This is a genomic window from Paraburkholderia phenoliruptrix, from assembly GCF_902859825.1.
In the GTDB taxonomy this organism is placed as follows: Bacteria; Pseudomonadota; Gammaproteobacteria; order Burkholderiales; family Burkholderiaceae; genus Paraburkholderia; species Paraburkholderia phenoliruptrix.
Map to the genome: position 1 here is coordinate 23396 of NZ_CADIKB010000046.1, position 17645 is coordinate 41040.

At 61.5% G+C, this 17645-nt stretch carries 24 protein-coding genes; 8 read left to right on the forward strand and 16 right to left on the reverse strand.

Features of this window, described 5'->3' with window-relative positions:
• The first annotated feature begins 4 nt into the window (after nucleotides 1–4).
• Nucleotides 5–289 (forward strand): hypothetical protein, encoded by a 285-nt coding sequence (locus HV711_RS28690; protein ID WP_035482980.1) that lies wholly within the window; start codon nucleotides 5–7, stop codon nucleotides 287–289.
• A gap of 134 nt (nucleotides 290–423) precedes the next feature.
• On the opposite strand, the gene HV711_RS28695 is transcribed toward HV711_RS28690, so the two are convergent.
• From HV711_RS28695 to HV711_RS28715, 5 genes are all read right to left on the reverse strand, one after another.
• Nucleotides 424–999 (reverse strand): hypothetical protein, encoded by a 576-nt coding sequence (locus HV711_RS28695; RefSeq protein WP_175145451.1) that lies wholly within the window; start codon nucleotides 997–999, stop codon nucleotides 424–426.
• 235 nt (nucleotides 1000–1234) lie between these two features.
• Complete coding sequence (locus HV711_RS28700; protein WP_035482982.1) at nucleotides 1235–1672, reverse strand: DUF6166 domain-containing protein; 438 nt, start codon at nucleotides 1670–1672, stop codon at nucleotides 1235–1237.
• 31 nt (nucleotides 1673–1703) lie between these two features.
• The gene (locus HV711_RS28705; RefSeq protein ID WP_244142754.1) at nucleotides 1704–2300 is read right to left on the reverse strand and encodes a rhomboid family intramembrane serine protease; all 597 of its coding nucleotides are present in this window, start codon (nucleotides 2298–2300) and stop codon (nucleotides 1704–1706) included.
• A gap of 38 nt (nucleotides 2301–2338) precedes the next feature.
• A complete protein-coding gene (locus HV711_RS28710; RefSeq protein WP_035482984.1) occupies nucleotides 2339–2845 on the reverse strand; it encodes a hypothetical protein in 507 nt (168 codons plus the stop codon).
• Nucleotides 2846–3014: 169 nt separating this feature from the next.
• Complete coding sequence (locus HV711_RS28715; protein ID WP_035482986.1) at nucleotides 3015–3527, reverse strand: hypothetical protein; 513 nt, start codon at nucleotides 3525–3527, stop codon at nucleotides 3015–3017.
• A 435-nt stretch (nucleotides 3528–3962) separates the two neighbouring features.
• Between HV711_RS28715 and imuA the strand changes: the two genes are divergently transcribed.
• The 5 genes from imuA to HV711_RS28740 are packed head-to-tail and all read left to right on the forward strand — an operon-like array spanning nucleotide 3963 to nucleotide 10138.
• Entirely contained in the window at nucleotides 3963–4670 is a 708-nt protein-coding gene (gene imuA / locus HV711_RS28720) for a translesion DNA synthesis-associated protein ImuA (protein WP_035482987.1), read from the forward strand.
• Nucleotides 4600–6072 carry a Y-family DNA polymerase gene (locus HV711_RS28725; protein ID WP_035482989.1) on the forward strand — a complete coding sequence of 491 codons (1473 nt, stop codon included), beginning with the start codon at nucleotides 4600–4602 and terminating at the stop codon, nucleotides 6070–6072. The genes imuA and HV711_RS28725 overlap by 71 nt, the downstream gene beginning before the upstream one ends.
• A 3-nt stretch (nucleotides 6073–6075) precedes the next feature.
• Entirely contained in the window at nucleotides 6076–9222 is a 3147-nt protein-coding gene (locus HV711_RS28730; protein WP_035482991.1) for an error-prone DNA polymerase, read from the forward strand.
• Nucleotides 9223–9241: 19 nt separating this feature from the next.
• Complete coding sequence (locus HV711_RS28735) at nucleotides 9242–9541, forward strand: DUF2471 family protein (RefSeq protein ID WP_035482993.1); 300 nt, start codon at nucleotides 9242–9244, stop codon at nucleotides 9539–9541.
• A 57-nt stretch (nucleotides 9542–9598) separates the two neighbouring features.
• Nucleotides 9599–10138 (forward strand): hypothetical protein, encoded by a 540-nt coding sequence (locus HV711_RS28740; protein ID WP_051224524.1) that lies wholly within the window; start codon nucleotides 9599–9601, stop codon nucleotides 10136–10138.
• Between the two features lie 160 nt (nucleotides 10139–10298).
• Here the strand turns inward: HV711_RS28740 and HV711_RS28745 are convergent, their stop codons facing one another.
• From HV711_RS28745 to HV711_RS28785, 9 genes are all read right to left on the reverse strand, one after another.
• Complete coding sequence (locus HV711_RS28745; protein WP_035482995.1) at nucleotides 10299–10640, reverse strand: hypothetical protein; 342 nt, start codon at nucleotides 10638–10640, stop codon at nucleotides 10299–10301.
• An 11-nt stretch (nucleotides 10641–10651) separates the two neighbouring features.
• Nucleotides 10652–10927, reverse strand: coding sequence for a hypothetical protein (locus tag HV711_RS28750; RefSeq protein WP_035482997.1), 276 nt, complete (start codon nucleotides 10925–10927; stop codon nucleotides 10652–10654).
• Between the two features lie 11 nt (nucleotides 10928–10938).
• Complete coding sequence (locus HV711_RS28755) at nucleotides 10939–11151, reverse strand: hypothetical protein (protein WP_035482999.1); 213 nt, start codon at nucleotides 11149–11151, stop codon at nucleotides 10939–10941.
• A gap of 13 nt (nucleotides 11152–11164) precedes the next feature.
• Nucleotides 11165–11596, reverse strand: a complete 432-nt coding sequence (locus HV711_RS28760) for a hypothetical protein (protein ID WP_035483001.1) — start codon at nucleotides 11594–11596, stop codon at nucleotides 11165–11167.
• A gap of 64 nt (nucleotides 11597–11660) precedes the next feature.
• Nucleotides 11661–12008: a hypothetical protein gene (locus tag HV711_RS28765; protein WP_035483003.1), complete on the reverse strand. Its 348-nt coding sequence runs from the start codon at nucleotides 12006–12008 to the stop codon at nucleotides 11661–11663.
• 86 nt (nucleotides 12009–12094) lie between these two features.
• Nucleotides 12095–12517 (reverse strand): hypothetical protein, encoded by a 423-nt coding sequence (locus HV711_RS28770; RefSeq protein WP_254604920.1) that lies wholly within the window; start codon nucleotides 12515–12517, stop codon nucleotides 12095–12097.
• A 226-nt stretch (nucleotides 12518–12743) separates the two neighbouring features.
• The gene (locus HV711_RS28775; RefSeq protein ID WP_035483006.1) at nucleotides 12744–13376 is read right to left on the reverse strand and encodes a hypothetical protein; all 633 of its coding nucleotides are present in this window, start codon (nucleotides 13374–13376) and stop codon (nucleotides 12744–12746) included.
• Nucleotides 13377–13408: 32 nt separating this feature from the next.
• On the reverse strand, nucleotides 13409–14047 hold the full coding sequence (locus HV711_RS28780) for an RES family NAD+ phosphorylase (protein WP_082201526.1): 639 nt from the start codon (nucleotides 14045–14047) through the stop codon (nucleotides 13409–13411).
• Nucleotides 14047–14682, reverse strand: coding sequence for a hypothetical protein (locus HV711_RS28785; protein WP_035483008.1), 636 nt, complete (start codon nucleotides 14680–14682; stop codon nucleotides 14047–14049). Before HV711_RS28785 ends, HV711_RS28780 begins: the two co-directional genes overlap by 1 nt.
• A 225-nt stretch (nucleotides 14683–14907) precedes the next feature.
• Here HV711_RS28785 and HV711_RS28790 point away from each other — a divergent pair, with 225 nt between their 5' ends.
• Nucleotides 14908–15720: a DUF5677 domain-containing protein gene (locus HV711_RS28790; RefSeq protein ID WP_035483010.1), complete on the forward strand. Its 813-nt coding sequence runs from the start codon at nucleotides 14908–14910 to the stop codon at nucleotides 15718–15720.
• Between the two features lie 212 nt (nucleotides 15721–15932).
• On the opposite strand, the gene HV711_RS28795 is transcribed toward HV711_RS28790, so the two are convergent.
• On the reverse strand, nucleotides 15933–16316 hold the full coding sequence (locus HV711_RS28795) for a hypothetical protein (RefSeq protein ID WP_035483011.1): 384 nt from the start codon (nucleotides 16314–16316) through the stop codon (nucleotides 15933–15935).
• 795 nt (nucleotides 16317–17111) lie between these two features.
• Here HV711_RS28795 and HV711_RS28800 point away from each other — a divergent pair.
• Nucleotides 17112–17402, forward strand: a complete 291-nt coding sequence (locus tag HV711_RS28800) for a class I SAM-dependent methyltransferase (RefSeq protein WP_175145453.1) — start codon at nucleotides 17112–17114, stop codon at nucleotides 17400–17402.
• Here the strand turns inward: HV711_RS28800 and HV711_RS28805 are convergent.
• Nucleotides 17369–17645: ATP-binding protein (locus HV711_RS28805; protein WP_175145455.1), on the reverse strand; the 277-nt coding region annotated here is incomplete at its 5' end. The genes HV711_RS28800 and HV711_RS28805 overlap by 34 nt on opposite strands.

Below are 17645 nucleotides of genomic sequence, written 5' to 3' on the forward strand. Positions count from 1 at the left end.
TCCGATGAGAGTCTTGGGCGTCACCATCCGCAGGCCGGACACGCAGGGCGTGCTGATCCATCTTGGGTCCACCGGCTTGGTGTTCGCGTTCCTGATCGCAATCGATCACATGATCAACAGGCATGTGGACCTGACCTTCATCGGTCTGATTTTCACGATCATGATCTGGTACAGACTTTCCGAACTCATGGGGATCAGCCCGAAAGCGGCTGGCTGGAAGGGCTTCGTGCTTCAGGTCGCCAGCAGCCTACTGATCTTCATCGTCTACGCGTTCGCCACCATGCAGTGATTGAAGAAGCACAAATGCGAAACGGCCCGCCAGCGCTCCAGGGAGCATGCAGCGGGCCGTTGCGCTCTGGTCTCCAGTCATCGTCGATCATTTCGAGAGTCGACGGCCAGGGAGAAGATAGGCACTGGCGAAATTCAGTTCCCCTCGCTTACTCGATACACTGGCGCCCCGTCAGTTCCGGCTACGAGGTTGAACGAATACGTTCCGGAATCCGTGGTAACCGTCAGGCGACGGGGGCCGCTTATCGTTGGTCCACCGATCATCGGCGCATACTTCAGCGCGACGTAGTGGTGATCGATCACCGCCTGAACCTGAAGCGCGAGCGGGCGCGTCCACTCGACCCGCTTGACCTCGCCGGGAAATTCAAGGACAGACACTCTCACCGGCGCGAGTTCGAGCGTTCCATTGTTCGGCATGATCCGCCGATCGGTGTCCAGCTCCACTCTCCCGTCCCTTGCGATGTCGTAGGTCGCGAGTCCGCCCGGCGTCACGAAAATCATGTTGGTTGCTGTCGCATACCGCGCGTTTCGCATGACGGTGACCACTCGACGATCGTCATGGACGCTGACGAGCCATCCGATCGAGTTTCCGATGAAAACCTCGCCTATCGGGGTGTCCGACTGCACACGGAACGGTTGATCCGGGGCGCCGGCATGCGCTGCGGCCATGGACGTGACGGCGATCACCGCGGCCGCGGAGCGAATGATCATCTGGATAGCCTGTCTCATCTTCAGAAGAGATTCGATTGGGCAAATTGAGGGCACCCACTCGGTACTTTTGACCCAACCCACTTATCGTGCTCTCCGAGAATCATGGGCACGTCGACATTCAGTTCGACGCATCGTGAATGAGGCTCCCGGTTCCACGCTTGACCACCGGGCGCTGTGTAGAGGCAGCCCCGGCATCCGTGACATGTGATTTTATTCATGAGTGGCTGGTCTGGCTTCATAGTGCTCGATGCTCGTTTATCCATTCGAGAATCGACTGGATAGGGACGTATCCGCCCTCCGCGGGCATGGTCGCGATGAATGCTTCCTTGAAACGTTGGTGAAGAACCATTGCGAGGTTGCTGACGCGCACGCGGTCCGGGCCCACGCATTCGGCCCATCGCGCCGGATTGTTGATCGCTTCGTCGAATGCCGCGCCGACGAGCTCGTATTGCTTCTCTTCTTCCTCGAGCGTCAAGGGAGGCAACAGGGCATGCAGAACGGACAGGGCGAGGTCCGCTGGCCCTGAACCGAGATACCCGCACTCGTACCCGGACGGCGAGTGGTACCGGACGTGCGGGACGTTCGCTCGTATCGAGTCGGTTGTGGTCCGCTCGACAATCAGGCCATGCCTGCGTAGCGAATCGGTCGTATCCAGCAACTCAGCAAGGTTCATGGGGTTCCTTGAGCTTCCTGATCAGATTCATTTACGTGCGCTCACCACGGGCGCTGCGCGCTGCCAGAAATCCGCCGAACGCGCCGCCAAGATGACTTTGCCACGAGATTCCGGGATAGATCGGCAGCACACCGAGCAGCATGCTCAATCCATACGTGCCGGCGACGAATAGCGCCACCACGACCGCGAGGACGTTGCGCGTATAGATCCCCCGCCCGACGAGATATCCTGCGAATCCGAACACGACGCCGCTCGCACCGATATGGTCGGACCAAGCCGATCCGAAAAGCCAGGCACAAAGCCCCGCGCCCAGCATCGAGCCAAGGAGCGCTTCGTAGAAGTTTGAGATGCGCGGCCACATGGCCAGCCAGCCGAGGATCAGCAAGCCGCCTGTGTTGGCCATGATATGCCCGAGGTTGGCGTGCAGCCAGGGGGCGAACAGGATGCCCTGCAGTCCGCTCAGCGTGCGCGGAACGACGCCATGCCGGGTGAGATGCAGCGCCGGTACCGCGGCGGAAAGGAAGAATGTCAGCCACATCGAGCCCACGAACATGGCGAGCAACACGACACGAGCCTTGATCTGCTCGCCGGCGGACCGCACGGCACGGGTTACGGAATAGGTGTTCAATATCATTCGGTCTCTCGCCTGCGGCGGGGTGTCTCTGTTCAGCCGGAGATCGAGAGGTAGGCCGAGCCGACCTCGTCGCTGTCGGGGCGGTTGAAACGCGCCGCAATGCGGTCCATGTGAGCGTCGATGCCCACAAACAACTGCGGCAGGTCAGCGTCGCGGGCGCCGCAGGCGTTGTCACATCCGGTCAGCTCGCGCATATAGCTGTCGAGCGCCTTCAGGACCACATCGCGGGCGCCGTCACGGAATTCGACGGCCGTGATTTTCTTCGTGTGGGGCGTTGCAAGGGCATCGGGGAGTTCCACGATATCGAAATCGGAGCTGGTGACGGATTCCCCGTTGGGGTCCCAGTAAGCTGAGTGATCCGGCTTGTGGAAGGCCTCGCCCGTGTATTCCTCTGGGTTGGCCGGCCGATAGACAACCTTGCAGTACTCGCCATTGCGCATGCATACGAGCACTTCGCCCTCGGCCTCGCAACGCGCCTTGAGTGCGAGCGTGAACGGATTAAAATCCTCTCTCGTGGCCAGTACGGTCGTGTTCCGCATCAAAACTCTCCCTCTCGCTTCGAAGTCCTCATTCTATTGACTCACGGCTCCGCTTCTAGAGGCATCATCGAGGCTGCGCCGTGCTCCAGAATAGAAATGGCCCGCTCGCGCTTCTTTACGAAATGCGTCGCGGGCCGCTTGAGAAACAACGCTTGATGTCTGGAAGCTGCTAGCGGCAGACCAGATAATCGGGGTCTGCATTACCAGATTTCACCGCCAACATTCTTTGCATCGTGACGCTCAAAATATCGAACGGCACAACCAGCGTTAACGTACGGCCTGCGGCCAACATCTTCCCGACTACCCGGCCACGATCCGCTTCACCGGCGGCCTTGCCAAGCGCCACATCGCCAGCACCCTTCACGTGCTCACCGAACGCTACGAAATAGCCGCTCATGCCTTCGCGAATGAGATCGCTCATGCTACTCACAGTGCCTGCCGGTAACGCCTGCGCTTTGTGATGCAGAATGCTTGCGACCGCCTTCTCCATCCAGCCCTCCAGTTCCGTCAGGTTGACGATCCGCAACGCCGTCTGGCCGACCGCTTCCAGCGCGCCCATCACGTCTTCGTGGGACGCGCCAATCCAGACCTCCACGCGGTCGGTCTGTGACTCGGTGATCAGGAAGAAGATCCGGTCACCAGACGCGAAGCCCTTAGTTTCCGTCCCGCTCTCTACCATCATGTGTGCTCCTCGGCTCCTGGACCGCGATGCGTTTTCGGCCTTTCCTCTCTGGAATCGGCCGATCTCGCAGCCCAGCCAGCATGGCGACCCTGCGCGGATTCGGATAGATTCCCCGCGGCCACGGCAAGAGCGATTGTAGGGGGAGCGTTCGCTGCGCAGAACTGCGAAACAGCGCGCATGCGGGCGGCTTTCCAATTGCGGCCGGGCTATGCGCCCCTGCGCAACCGGGGGAACCGACAATCATGCGTCGGCGAAATGGCAGTCAGGGCTCGAGCACGGGGTAGACATCCGCCCTTCCGCGCTGGGACGAAGTTACGCGCCGGCTTTTCTCTTCGCTCGACGTCGTCACACGACTATCGGCCTCGCTCGCGACTGTGCGGCGCGTTCCAGCCAGGATATACTGTTTTTTTATACAGTGTTTTGGTGGAGAGTGCCATGAACGCCGTATTGCTTCCTGAAGCGATCCATCCCGATTTATGGAAGGGAAACCAGCTCGCCCGTCCAGCGGCGCGGGTCGTTCATTGCGGCGACAAACTTCTGGCGGCTGAACTGCCCGGCGGCGGCTGGCCGCGCGGCGCGCTCACTGATCTGCTTGTCCAGCAGACCGGTTGCGGCGAACTGCGTTTGTTGCGCCCCGCCTTCGAGCGCCTCGGATCCAGACCGGTCATGCTCCTGCAGCCGCCGCACAACGTCCAGCCGACCGCGTTCGCGTGGTGGGGGCTCGATCCGTCGAACCTGATGATCGTGAAAGCACCGAAAACAGCCGACGCGCTGTGGGCTGCCGAGCAGATCCTGCGCGCGGGTACCTGCGGCGCTCTCGTGTTCTGGCAGCAGCACGTGCGGCCCGAGTCGGTGCGTCGGCTGCATCTGGCCGCACAGACGTCCGAGTCGCTCTTCTTCATGGTGCGGCCGCTGGCGACGACACGTGACGCGTCGCCTGCCCCGTTGCGCCTCGCGATTCGCGCGGCGAAAGGCGGTGTCGATGTCCAGTTTCTGAAGCGTCGCGGCCCTGCCCGTGATGAGCCGCTGTTCGTCTCCCTGACACCCTCCCCGATCCTGAACGTAAAACGCCATGCAATTGTGGATAGGCCTCCATCTCCCGTTGGTGTGCCTCGAAGTGTTCCGGCCGAAGTGGTCGCGTGAACGGGGTCACAACGCAGGCCTCGCCGTGCTCGAAAAGGAGCGCGTCATTGCCGCCGACCCGTCCGCACGCGCTGCGGGGGTCTGCATCGGCATGCGCCGCGGCGGGGTCCTCACGCTGGCGCCCGACACCGTCATGCGGGAGCGCGACGGTACGGCGGAAGTCAACGCGGTGCGCGAGATCGCGACCGGATTGCTAAACCTTTCACCGCAGGTCGCGATCGCCGAGGAAAGTACGGTGCTCGTCGACGTGTCAGCGAGCCTGCGGCTCTTTGGCGGCATCCGGTCGATGCGCCGCATGGCGCGCCGAGTCGCCGACGCGATCGGAGTAACGGCCACGATAAGCGTCGCACCGACGGGGCAAGCGGCATGGCTGCTCGCGCGGTACCGCGGCGGCGTCGCGCTGTCGCACGCCTCGCTCGTACGCTCCCTCTCCGGACTGCCCGTGAGCCTGCCAACGCCCGCCCGCCGTCACCTTGACTGGCTGACGGGTATCGGCTGCGAGACAGTAGGACAACTGATGCGCCTGCCCCGGACGGGACTGAAAAAACGCTGCGGCACGGCACTGCTTGATGTGCTCGACCGCGCCAACGGAGTCGCACCCGAAGTGTACGAATGGTTTGAGACGCCACCAACCTTCCAGGCGCGCGTCGAACTGCCCGATCGCATCGAGCATGCGGAAGCATGCCTTTTTGCGGCGCGCCGGCTCGTCGTCCAGCTAACGGGCTGGCTGTCACAGAAGCAGCTCGCCGTCACGCGCGCAGTGCTGCTGCTCGAACATGAGCGGGGCCGGGACGCGATCGAGCCGTCCATGATCGAGGTGTCGCTTGCCGAGCCGACGTGGCGCGAAGACCACCTGCTGCGCCTGTTGAAGGAGCGGCTAGGCCGCGTCGAACTCGCGGCCGCCGTCATCGCACTGCAGCTCGTTGTGCAGGAAGTGAAAGAGGCTGAACCCGCGTCAGATTCCCTCTTCCCTGAGCCCGGCGGCACGGCTGCGGATCACGCGCGGCTGCTTGAACTGCTGGTCGCGCGACTTGGTTCGGAAAACGTGCTGAAGCCCGCCCCAGTCGCCGACCACCGGCCCGAGGTCGCCGCGCGCTGGGTGCCCGTCACGGACAAGACCAAGTACGTGGCGCCGGCGGCGGACACGCCGCGTCCCGCCTGGCTGCTGGAGTCACCAGTCAAACTGCTGATGCGCGGCGAGCGACCGTTTTACGGCTCGCCCCTGCGCACGGTGTCTTCCGGCGAGCGGGTCGAAGCGGGCTGGTTCCAGGGCGAGCCCGTGACGCGCGACTACTTCGTTGCCGAGGCCGACGAGCACATCTGCTACTGGATCTATCGTGAGCGGATCGGCGCTGTCGATGAAGACGAGCCGCGCTGGTACCTGCATGGACTGTTCGGATAAGCCATGCCGCCCGTTTCGTTCGGCCTGCCCGGCTATGCCGAGTTGCAGTGCGCGTCCAACTTCACGTTCCTTCGGGGCGCTTCGCATGCCGAGGAACTGGCCGTGCGCGCGGCGCAGCTTGGGTACGAGGCAATTGCGGTCACCGACGAATGCTCGCTTGCGGGCATTGTGCGCGCGCACGTCGCCGCGAAGGAAGCGGGCATTAAACTGCTGGTTGGCGCGCATTTTCGCCTCACGAACGCCGACGGCTCGCCTGCCCTTGCCTTCACCGCGATCGCCCAGAACCGCGAGGGCTACGGCAACCTCTCCGAACTCATCACGCTCGCGCGCACACGCACGGTCAAGGGCACATATGTCGTGTATCCGCACGATCTCGAGCATCCAGACCCGCCGTACACGCATCTGCGGGCCCTACGCGACTGTTTGATCATTCTAACGCCCGACTTTCCCGCGAAGGACGCGCGCCTCGACGCGCAGGCGCAATGGGCGGCGCAGACGTTCGGCACCGATCGTTGCTGGATGGGGCTGACCCTGCATGCCCGCGCGCTCGATGACCTGCATCGCAACACGGTCTACGACGTCGCCGAGCGGCATGGACTCAGCGTTGTCGCCACCGGCCAGGTGCTGATGCACGTGCGCTCGCGCAAGCCGCTTCAGGACACGTTGACCGCGATCCGCCTGAACCGGCCCGTGACGGAATGCGGATTCGAACTGGCACCAAACGCCGAACAGCATCTCCGCTCGCGGTTGCGCCTGGCCAACGTCTATCCGGCGGACGCGCTCGCGCAAACGCTCAACATCTCGGCGCGCTGCACGTTCATGCTCGACGAGCTTCGATACGAATATCCCGACGAGCTCGTGCCAGCCGGCACCACGCCTACCGCGTACCTCCGGCGCGAAACCTATCAGGGCGCGCAGCGCCGCTATCCTCGAGGCATTCCGCACAGCGTGCAGACGCAAATCGAGCACGAACTGTCGCTGATCGCTGACCTGAAGTACGAGCCCTACTTCCTAACCGTGTACGACATTGTCCGATTCGCACGCAACGAAGGCATCCTGTGTCAGGGACGCGGCTCGGCGGCCAACTCCGCAGTCTGCTTCTGCCTGGGTGTCACGGAGGTCGACCCCGATCGAAGCAGCATGCTGTTTGAGCGCTTCATCAGTAAAGAGCGCGGGGAGCCGCCAGACATCGACGTCGATTTTGAACACCAGAGGCGCGAAGAGGTCATTCAGTACATCTACCGTAAGTACACACGGACCCGCGCGGCGCTGGCGGCCGCGGTGACGACATATCGACCGCGCTCCGCGATCAGGGATTCCGGAAAAGCGCTAGGCATCGATCCGGTAATCGTTGATCGCGTCGCAAAAGAGCATCACTGGTTTGATTCGAGCGCCGATCTTATCCGTCGTTTTGTTGATAGCGGACTCGACCCGGAGACGTCGATCATCCAGCAGTGGGCGACGCTCGCCGCGACGCTCCTCGGCTTTCCGCGTCACCTGAGCCAGCACACCGGCGGTTTCGTGATCGCGCGAGGCAAGCTCTCGCGACTCGTGCCCGTCGAAAACGCGTCGATGCAGGATCGCACCGTCATCCAGTGGGACAAGGACGATCTGGAAGCGCTGGGCCTGCTGAAAATCGACGTGCTCGCGCTCGGCATGCTGTCGGCGATTCGCCGCACGCTCGAACTGGTCTCGCAGCAGCGCGGCGAGCCATTCGAGATGCAGGACATCCCTGCCGAGGACGAGGCGACCTACGACATGATCTGCGCGGCCGACACCGTCGGCGTGTTCCAGATTGAATCACGCGCCCAGATGAGCATGCTGCCGCGCCTTAGACCACGCGAGTTCTATGACCTCGTGATCGAAGTCGCGATCGTGCGCCCTGGCCCTGTACAGGGGGGCATGGTGCATCCGTACCTTCGTCGTCGGCAGGGGCTGGAACCCGTCAGCTATCCGAGTCCGGACGTCGAACAGGCGCTCAAGCGCACGCTCGGCGTGCCGATCTTCCAGGAGCAGGTGATGCAGGTGGCGATGCTCGCGGCAGGCTTCAGCGCGGGCGAAGCGGACCAGCTACGCCGCGCGATGGCCGCATGGAAGCGCAAGGGCGGCTTGCAGCACTACCACGACCGCATCGTCGAAGGGATGCTCCAGCGCGGCTACGACCGCGAATTTGCCGAGTCGATCTTCGCGCAGATCCAGGGCTTCGGCGAATACGGCTTTCCGGAGAGCCACGCGGCAAGCTTTGCGCTGCTCGTCTACGCGAGCTGCTGGCTCAAGCGCCATGAGCCCGCGGCGTTCCTCTGCGCGATGCTCAACAGCCAGCCAATGGGCTTCTATTCGCCATCGCAACTGGTTCAGGATGCAAAGCGTCACGGCGTCGGCGTGTTGCCGGTTGATGTGACAGTTAGCGGCTGGGATTCAACGATGGAAGGCGACGGCAGCATGGCGCCGGTGCGTCTTGGCATGTCCCTGATTCGCGGCATGCGTGAGGAGACCGCGCGGCGCATTGAAGCGGCACGCGCGGTGAGGCTGTTCCGCGACGTCGCGGACCTCGCGAACCGGGCGCAACTGGATCGCCATGACCTGCAGGTGCTCGCGGCCGCCAACGCGCTGAAGCCGCTCGCGGGGGACAGGCGGCAGGCGCTGTGGGCAGCCGTCGCAGCCGTCCCCGAGAAAGATCTGTTGCGCGCGACAGGGCGTGAGGAAGAAGCACCCGCGCTGGTCGCGCCAACCGAAGGGCAGAACCTGATCGCCGACTACCGTTCGACAGGCCTCACGCTCGGCCGCCACCCGCTCGCCTTGCTGCGCAAGAAGTTGCTGGCGATGCGCCTGATGCCCGCCGAAGCGCTCATGCGCTATCGCGACGGCCAGCTCGCGCGAGCGTGCGGCATCGTCACCGTGCGCCAGCGCCCAGGCACGGCGAACGGCGTGATGTTCATGACGCTCGAGGACGAGACGGGATCCGTCAACGTGATCGTCTGGCAGTCGGTGCTCGAGCGCCAGAGGCGCGAGGCGCTTGGCTCGTCACTGCTTGCCGTCTACGGCGTGTGGCAGCGCCAGGGCGATGTGAGGCACCTCGTTGCACAACGACTCGCGGACGTGTCGCACCTCCTCGGCGAATTGCCAACGGCGAGCCGTAATTTTCACTGAACTCTACGAGAGGAAACCGATGGAAAACTACAACGTGCTTTTTGATGCGCAGGCGGCCGTAGAGGCAGTCCTGCCGCATGTCGTCGCGCGGCATCGCGACAAGGGCGTCCTGACGTGGAAGCTGATCCACCAGATCGAGGAAGAGGTGTTGACCGAAGTCCGCGCCGGCGGACTCTTCAGCGCGCGGCTGCTGCAAATGATCTGCGCGCCAGCCGCCCTTTCCTACCCCAACGACGACCGACCTGTTTCGTTTGACGGCCACGACTTCGTGCCAATCGTCTTTTCGGCGATCGATCGCGCGTGGCGACTGGTACATTAAACGTGAGTCGGTGGCACGCGTAATGCTGCACAGACTTCGAGGAGAGGGGGACAGATTATGTGTTACAAAGATCCGGAAAAAGGCATTGCGTTGGTGCTCGAATGCATCGGCCATCTGAAGAGCGCGCACGGCCACTCTCCGCTCGAGGACTTCGACCATTTCTGCGCCTACTCGGGTCTATCCGAGGATGAGGTGGGCCGCCTTCCTTTCCTTTGGACAAAGTACGGGTTTTTATCGGCATGGAAGCCCGCCGCCGCGACAGCTGATGACTCAGGGGCGCCACCAGCGGAGTCTCATCGGCAAGAGGATGACGAGGTCGCAGTCGCGGCGTTCAAGTTGCAAGTCGGGATGCTGCTGCGGGACCTTCCGCCCGGCACAGTGGCAGAACTCGACGGCCTGTCTATCGCGTGGTGGAACGGCAAGGATGTCGTCTTCGCATATTTGCGCGACGACGACACTGAGAAGGTGGAAGAGGAGTTCGATCTCGGGGATTGCGAATGGCAAGATCGCCGAGCAGCGCTCGAGGCTTGGCTGAAGGAACCGAGGTACGGCTTGCGCGCCGAGGTGCGCGACTGGGTATCCCGTCCACGGCAGTGATGAAGGTCAAGTCTCGCCTCTTCGACTGCCCAATGGTGAACTCGGAACCAGCCGGTCGCGCGAACGGATCACCGCATTCTTGCGCGACCGCCGGCCCGCCGGGACCTAGGTAGGATCCTGCCGCGGATCGATAAGTAGCGGGAAATTCCCGGCCTTGGCTTCAGAGTCTGACGACTTGCTCGTAGCAGACCGTGCGGGTCGTCAGGCCGTATTTGATCATGAAGCTCTCCCGAGTGGCCAGCAGCCGCTTCCTGACAGGATCGGAGCGATCTATTTCGTGCATGTCCGCGAAAACGTGGACCGCGCGCTCGTACGCCTCGCGAAAATCCACGTTCTCGACTGAGATGCCGGTCGCTTTGTACTTTCCCGACGCGACTTTCGTGCGGATAGCCACGACAGCTGGCCGTGCGCCGCTTCTGGGCAGGAACGTCACGCCCACGATGCAGCCATCCCTATTGATGAACCGATCGCCTGCCGACGATTCGGCTGAACGGTGCGCCATCTGGCAGGCCTTCAATGGATGTTTCCCGAACTGAGCTTTTCGGCCCATGCCCGATCGATCGAGGCATCACGTACCGTCAGGGCGTCATACGCGCGAGCCTCATTGAGGGCGCGGTCGCCGGCCACAAACTTCTCGTCCGAAAAACCCTCGAGAAATGCCACTTTCTGCACGCTGCCGTCAGGGTAGTCATGTTTCGTTTGCCCCGTGACCCCGTGCTTGCGAAAGGCATCGCGGCCTTCGCGCTTGCAGTCGCCAATCGCTGCCGCCGATGTGCTGATCTGATCCATGGATTCTCCGTTCAATCTCGCCGATGCCCCAAGCATGCACCGTCTGCGCCCTGCCGATCACAGTTGTCGCCGGTAAACACTGTCTTGCCAGCAGCCTTCATGCACACGAGCATTGCCCGCAATTCGACAGCCGTTCCGGGTGACAGGGTGTCGGCCAGTTCAACATCTGACATGGCCAACAAAGTCGCGATCGGGATATGGATGTGATACGTCGTCGAGGCCATGGCGTCTTTTCCGTTAAAGCGGCACCGATACCGAGTTGCTCGACTTCGCACACGCATGCTCAACCTGGTCGGCTTTGCTGACCGCTGCGCCATTGATGCGGACCGGGCCTTTCTCCAGTTGCTTCATCGCCAGCACCATGCAATCCGACTTAGCCAGCGGCCAGGTCGTGATCTCGGTCGGCGTTGTTTTCATGACAGGCTCCGTGGTCACCAGATCCACCTTGACCCCGTCACGGCAGGTGACATCGCCAGTCGGCATAACATGACCGTCGACCGAAACTCGCACCTTCGCCAGAACCGGCGAGGCCATCAGGGCTTGGCACGACGCCTTCGAAAACGCACCGAGGTGGATGTACGAAGTCCCGCCGTCGATGGACGTGGTCACCTTCGCGTGTGCCGTCAAGCACATCGTCAATATCGCTGCAGCGAGCGCTACTTTCTTCATCTGGTGTACCCCGTAGTGATTGGTTGATATCGGGCGCTCGCGCGCAGGGTTTTTCGTTCAATTCTCAAAATCGCTGAAGGGCCGCGAACGCAGCACGCGCGAGATCTTCCGCCGACAAGGTCGCCGGCCTCTCCCCTTCGCGCTTGTCAGACTCGGGCAGGACTCCATCGTCAGTTGGATCGATACGTCCATCCTGCCAAACGATAATCGATCGTCGAGCGTAGCGCGCGTCCGCGCGGAAGAAACTCAACTCAACGTCCGATCCGTCGCCCCGGTCGGTGAAGTAGCGTAGCTCCATGGGCTGTCCCTCAATCTCGACCGGAATAAAGGCTTCGTCCACAACGCCTTTCGGATGGAGGCTCTTCGCAAGTTCGTACAGAGCGGCCGCGCTAAACGAGGCAATATTCGTCAATTTAACCGTCCTTCAATACGTGCGGGTCTGCGAGATTCGGCCGCGTTCCCTTACGATCTGATATTTCGGCTTGGTCGTGCGCATTCTTAGGTGGCCGTGTCACGCATGGCTGCCGTGACGCGCTCCATAAGACCAGCACGCATCGCCAGATGCAACACCGCCCGTGTATATGCCTGCACGTTCGTACCTGCCTCTGAAACCTGCGCCTTGATGAACCGGTTCATTGATTCGGGAACGCCGATCACTACAGACACTAGCTGGTCGAGCGGATCGATGTTGCTGTCGCCTGCCTTCGCACGCCTGCGCGGCTTCGCGGCGGCCACGGCCTCCGCGAGGAGTGATTCGAGGTCGAGTTCGTCCGCAATCGCGTTCGTACTCCCTTCATACATCGGGACAGCGCTTTTCAGCAACGCGTCGAGCGCGGACTTTTCGACTAAAACCTTCATGATTTTCCCGTTCATACGGCAGACGCCGTGCAACCATCTTCTTCCTTTGCCGCCCTTTCGCATTCGACGCACCGTACTTCGTGCGGCAGCGCCCGGAACTCGGCCAACGGTACGAAGGTCGCACGCACACTCGGCCGGGACGTATAGCGGCAGCGTGAACGCCCTCCGGTTTTGGTCGCGAGGTGGATGCGCCTCACCTTCCTTTGAGGCTTGACGGGAAGTGTCATCGAATTTTCCTTCGTCGCTTGCCGAGTTTCCACTCACCACTGTACCGAACAGCGAGCTCGGTTCAAGGTCTGACAGGCGGCGGCCGATGCCCGTAACGCTTTGCCATTTCCCGTTGGGATGAGCTTAAGGCAGGCCACAGGACGTGCACGCGGTTTTCGTCCATCTCCTTGAGCTGGGCCTTAAACCGGTCATGCTTCAGATCGATCTTGAAGAATGTCGGATTGTGGTCGATTTTGTGGATCTTCAGCCTCCAGAGCACCACAAACGCCTGCTTAGGCGAGAGGTATTTATTTTTCTTGAAATAGCCGAGCGCATTCGACAGGATGTCGCTCTCCTCCGACGCGGCAAGGTTCTCCAGTGCTCGAATGCAGGAATCCTGGCGCATCTGATCCATGATCCGATGGAGCTTCCTCTTCGCCTCGTCGTGCGCGAGAACGCGACCGCTCTCGAGCACGGAGACCCCGAATCGGAGGATGCATTGGGAACCGATCCACATGGTGTTCCCGTTCAGGCTGTTGCGGATCTCGAACTGGTACCGCAGTGACTCCTGTCCGCACAACTCGCAGGTCTCTCGCGGGGTCTCGTGGTCGATCACGTCGTCGGTGACACTCCACTCTTCAAATGCTTTCGGAAGGGTATCGCCCACCGACAAGGGCAAGATGCTCTCTCGGACTCGTTGGCTGTAGTGTTCCATGATTCGGACAGAAGATGGCTCAGTGAACGAGGTCAAATGACCGCGATCTTCAGGGTGTCTGCCAGTTGCAATACCTTGCTCCGGAGCGGATCGACCGCCAGTGACTCATCGCTGATAGCGTAGAGACCGGGAGACGACAGTCTTTGACCAAAGAGCATGACACACCGGCCTGCGTCATTCCTGCGGGAGCCGTAGGCGATTCCCTCGGCCGTGGGACACTGATCGTGCGCTGCCTGCGCCCACTGGCGGGTCTGCGCATACATGGCCGGGATGCTGTCTATCAGATCGGCACGCGTCAGTTCCAGAGCGGGCAAATATGGCGTATGGAAGCTGACGCACTGGATCGGGTCGTTCAGGAGCAGCTTCGCGATTCTGAAATGGGTAAGCCGATCCAGGTCGAAGACTCCGGGCGGATTGAGCGTCACATCGTGGAAAAGCGACTCCATGATGGCGCACTCGAACGAGCTCGCTGCGTACCATGTATGGACAGGTGAACCGTCCGGAAGGTTGATTGGGGCAAATCGTGTATTGCCCCAGCCCTCGGAGAACGTCGTTGCCGTCGTACCGTGAGGGTGGGTGCAATACGCGTGATACCACAGGGGCACATCCTCCCTTGTAATGGGGAGGACAGTGAACGGCTCTGCCGCGCCGGGTGCATGGAGGCCGGCCATCAGGCGACGTACCCCCCATGCATATGACGGGCGGCCTCAACGACATCGTCACGACGGTCGAGTGCATCGCGCGGAGCCACCGGCTCGGTTTCATGCGCGCCGCGCCCCGCAATCCATCCGTTCGGGAAATGGAACCAGGCCGCGATCTTCCACGAATCCTCCACTGGCCCGAGCGCCTCGAGGATGTCTTTGATCACCGGCAACGGCTGACACATTGCGTCGAACTGGTACCCCGCGAAGTATTCCTTGCCGTTGAACGTCACGCTAAAGATCCGCCCTCGCCGCTTCCAGTCGCTGGCGGGTTGAGCCTTGTTGGCAGGAGGCGCAGCCTGCAGCGCATTGATCTGTTCCGCAGCGAGCCAATCGCCGCGCCCGAAAACCTCACGCATCGTCTTCTGGCGCCGGATACGCTCCTCAATCAACGGGGCCGCAGGCGCCGACAAGCCCGAGAACGCCCGGGCGATTTCATCCGCACGCAGGAACAGCCCCGTCTCCCATTGAGGTGTAGCCAACACGACGAGCAGCAGCTCTTCGATCCCCTTTTGCAAGGAAGACGCGACAGCCGGATCGGTGCCGCGCGGGAGCGGCAGCTGCAGCACTACGTCCGCGTTTGCGTCATCATGGACTTGGATCATGGCTCCCTCCGTGGATTGTGCGAATCTGCCAACATTATAGTACATGTCGTCAAACTCGCAATTCTCCGGAGCAGCTGGTCAGACAGGCCTCGAACCGACGCGCGGGAGGACCATAACCGCCTGCCTGCGGCATGAAAGGCCCTGTCGCGCCGCGCGCTCGCGAGCAGCCGCCGGCTGGCGGGCCGCTTTGGCGGCTAACAATTGGAACGGTTCCGCGGAGGCTCGATGCCCAGTTTCGACGAGGTCGGATTCTTGTCCGACGAATTAGACCAGTGGAAGCGCGCCGCGCACGATGCGTACTCCGACGCCTTTACATACGCGTACCGGGCGAACGGTATGGCACTGCGACTCATGAAAGCCATCCCGATCAACGGAATATCGGACGAAATGAAATGGGCGGTCGCGGCGTATGCCCGAGCGACCGGTGCGTTTCAATGCTCGATCCTGATGATCGAACGGGGAGCGATGGCTGAGGCAAGAGCGCTGGCGCGCCTGTGCGCGGAGACGGTCATAGTGGCCAAGGGACTCGTCACAGTGGAGGGCACGCTCGATATCCTTCGCGAGGACGATGCGAATCACAGCATGCGTGCCATCACCCGAATCCTCGAGTTGAACGCGGAACACGCTGGAGCCGATGAAAAGTCGCTTGAGCTTTTGAAGGCAAAGCTCGCAGAGTTGGCGGCTGCGTTCCCAAAGCCACGCTCTCTCAATTATCGTGACCTGGCGCAGCGCACAGGCCTGGATCTGTTCTACGAAATCGCCTACCGGTACACATCGGGCGATGGCGCGCATGCCACCCTTGGCGCTTTCGTCCGGCACATGAAAGAGGAGGACGGGCAACATGGCTACTTCTTCGGCCCGGACATCGCCGGCATGGCATCCACCCTCTTAACCGTGGGCGTAGCAATAACGGAGCTGATTGATCTCGCGGTAAGCCGGATGGGCCGCGAAGAAGACGCCGCCGAGCTGCGGGACCTGAAACTGCACTGGATGCTCGTACGCGCGGACCTTGAAAGACAAGCTGCAGCAGAAGGATAGGCTGGAGTCGCAAGCAGCCGCCGCGTCTTCAGACAGATTTCTCAGCGCGTCCACCGCAGACAAAAAAATAGCGTCGCACCTTCCAGCGCGACGCATCGAAATGTTCTAGCCAAATCCGAGGGCCGTGCTAGAACCTGAGAGGAGTTCAGTATGCCATAACTGCTTCTTGATGGGAACTACATTTCCACTTTGTGTTGTCGTGGCTTCATGCGTCAGAGAACCCGGAGACTCGATAGCATGACGTCCCGCGCGTTCGGCAACGACTGATCCGATCCGACACCAGTGCCTTCGCAGGGTTCAGCAAACGCGGCGAGACACACCATCAGTTCTTTTGAGACGCCGAGGCCGATACCAAGCTCCGCCGCATCTTTCAGAAGGAGCGGTCCGCTCATCAGTATCTTTGCCAGATCGCGCACGCTCGCCACAAGTGCGCGGTCCGCATCCGTCCATGCGTCCGGCGGAAGCTGGCGGAGATCGAGCAGTTCTTCCAGTCTTCTCGGCATGGGACGGCGACCGACCCGGGTCGCGTACCCCGACATTGCGGAATCGATGATCGTGGTTCCTACGAGCATATTCCAGAGATGATCGGGCTGCATTGTGGCTCCTGTCGGGAAGTGGGGATGCCTGTGTGCGCGTGGCGGCATGCACAGTACTAACGGTACGTGTCGCAACACCTGAGATGTCGCGCCGACTGTTATCCCGGATTCTATGAAGATAGCTTCCAGACAGGAATTCCGAATGAGCGCCTATTCGCCCTCCATTTCGGAGATAGCAGGCACCGGTCCAGAAGATCGCGGGTTTCGCGAGGAAGTGGCCGGCAAAGGCTGCGGCACTGAGCAAGCTCCAGACGGACAAACGCCCGCACAAGGCGGGCTTCATCCCAGATGTCGATTCGCACTCCAATCTGCAGGCGTCCGCCTGCCGGTTCCACATCTGACTCCACTGGTTCGCAGCCCTCCGAAGAGGCGAGGAATCGACTGCGCGCGGGTCAGACGCCGCGCTGTGAGCGAGTCTAATACATGTCTGGACGTACCCCAAGCGAGATGGGGAGCTGGACAGCGTAAAATACGCTCCCGACCACCGCCAATGTGCGGTTATGCAAATCGCCTACGCACAAAATCGTCATGGGAACAGCAACTACAGTACGGACTACATTGCGCCGCGTCGCGGATGCCACCGGAACCGCATCCGTCATCCGAGCGGCGAGACTTGCGTATCAGGAACGATACTGGCGCACGCGTACTCAACGCGAATGGAATGCGCGCTACACGTCAGCTCCTTTGGTCATCGACGGACAAGGTTCGCCTGAACCGTCTCTTTCTAGTATTACGTCCCAGTTGTGTACGGCATCGCAGTGTCTTGACGACCGTTACCGCCAGTGGTGCAGGGAGATGAAGTCGCCTGCGCGGCTCGCGCGAAAGCAGTGGGAGTTCGTCTATACGCTCGAGGCACTTTCGCAGGCCCGTATGCTCGCGCCGGGCAAGCGCGGCTTGGGCTTCGGATGCGGCGAAGAGCCACTGGCAGCGGTTATGGCAAAGCGCGGCAGCATCGTGACAGCCACGGATTTAGAGACGGTGGATAACGTCAAGCAGGATGGCCGCTTTACCGACAACCATCTTGGCCGGTCGACCGGGTTGATTGTCGGCGGTTATTCAGCCATGTTTGTCGCTCCTTCCTTTTGATTGTCGCTGGATGATTGTCGGCGCCGGCTGTTCTGTTTGTCGCTGGCGGTGCGACGACGGTAGCTTTCGACATTCATCTCGAAGATCGTCGAATGATGGACGAGCCGGTCAATTGCAGCGACGGTCATGCCGGGATCCGGGAACACGTCGTTCCAGCCCGAGAACGGCTGGTTAGCCGTGATGAGGAGGCTACGGCGCTCGTATCTTTCGGCGATCAGTTCGAACAGCACGCTCGTTTCAGCC

What these genes read in the sequence shown, in the direction of transcription:
- HV711_RS28690 (WP_035482980.1), top strand. Translation starts at nt 5, where the DNA reads ATGAGAGTCTTGGGCGTCACCATCCGCAGGCCGGACACGCAGGGCGTG.
- HV711_RS28695 (WP_175145451.1), bottom strand. Translation starts at nt 999, where the DNA reads ATGATCATTCGCTCCGCGGCCGCGGTGATCGCCGTCACGTCCATGGCC.
- HV711_RS28700 (WP_035482982.1), bottom strand. Translation starts at nt 1,672, where the DNA reads ATGAACCTTGCTGAGTTGCTGGATACGACCGATTCGCTACGCAGGCAT.
- HV711_RS28710 (WP_035482984.1), bottom strand. Translation starts at nt 2,845, where the DNA reads ATGCGGAACACGACCGTACTGGCCACGAGAGAGGATTTTAATCCGTTC.
- HV711_RS28715 (WP_035482986.1), bottom strand. Translation starts at nt 3,527, where the DNA reads ATGATGGTAGAGAGCGGGACGGAAACTAAGGGCTTCGCGTCTGGTGAC.
- imuA (WP_035482987.1), top strand. Translation starts at nt 3,963, where the DNA reads ATGAACGCCGTATTGCTTCCTGAAGCGATCCATCCCGATTTATGGAAG.
- HV711_RS28725 (WP_035482989.1), top strand. Translation starts at nt 4,600, where the DNA reads ATGCAATTGTGGATAGGCCTCCATCTCCCGTTGGTGTGCCTCGAAGTG.
- HV711_RS28730 (WP_035482991.1), top strand. Translation starts at nt 6,076, where the DNA reads ATGCCGCCCGTTTCGTTCGGCCTGCCCGGCTATGCCGAGTTGCAGTGC.
- HV711_RS28735 (WP_035482993.1), top strand. Translation starts at nt 9,242, where the DNA reads ATGGAAAACTACAACGTGCTTTTTGATGCGCAGGCGGCCGTAGAGGCA.
- HV711_RS28740 (WP_051224524.1), top strand. Translation starts at nt 9,599, where the DNA reads ATGTGTTACAAAGATCCGGAAAAAGGCATTGCGTTGGTGCTCGAATGC.
- HV711_RS28745 (WP_035482995.1), bottom strand. Translation starts at nt 10,640, where the DNA reads ATGGCGCACCGTTCAGCCGAATCGTCGGCAGGCGATCGGTTCATCAAT.
- HV711_RS28750 (WP_035482997.1), bottom strand. Translation starts at nt 10,927, where the DNA reads ATGGATCAGATCAGCACATCGGCGGCAGCGATTGGCGACTGCAAGCGC.
- HV711_RS28755 (WP_035482999.1), bottom strand. Translation starts at nt 11,151, where the DNA reads ATGGCCTCGACGACGTATCACATCCATATCCCGATCGCGACTTTGTTG.
- HV711_RS28760 (WP_035483001.1), bottom strand. Translation starts at nt 11,596, where the DNA reads ATGAAGAAAGTAGCGCTCGCTGCAGCGATATTGACGATGTGCTTGACG.
- HV711_RS28770 (WP_254604920.1), bottom strand. Translation starts at nt 12,517, where the DNA reads ATGCGAAAGGGCGGCAAAGGAAGAAGATGGTTGCACGGCGTCTGCCGT.
- HV711_RS28775 (WP_035483006.1), bottom strand. Translation starts at nt 13,376, where the DNA reads ATGGAACACTACAGCCAACGAGTCCGAGAGAGCATCTTGCCCTTGTCG.
- HV711_RS28780 (WP_082201526.1), bottom strand. Translation starts at nt 14,047, where the DNA reads ATGGCCGGCCTCCATGCACCCGGCGCGGCAGAGCCGTTCACTGTCCTC.
- HV711_RS28785 (WP_035483008.1), bottom strand. Translation starts at nt 14,682, where the DNA reads ATGATCCAAGTCCATGATGACGCAAACGCGGACGTAGTGCTGCAGCTG.
- HV711_RS28790 (WP_035483010.1), top strand. Translation starts at nt 14,908, where the DNA reads ATGCCCAGTTTCGACGAGGTCGGATTCTTGTCCGACGAATTAGACCAG.
- HV711_RS28795 (WP_035483011.1), bottom strand. Translation starts at nt 16,316, where the DNA reads ATGCAGCCCGATCATCTCTGGAATATGCTCGTAGGAACCACGATCATC.
- HV711_RS28800 (WP_175145453.1), top strand. Translation starts at nt 17,112, where the DNA reads ATGAAGTCGCCTGCGCGGCTCGCGCGAAAGCAGTGGGAGTTCGTCTAT.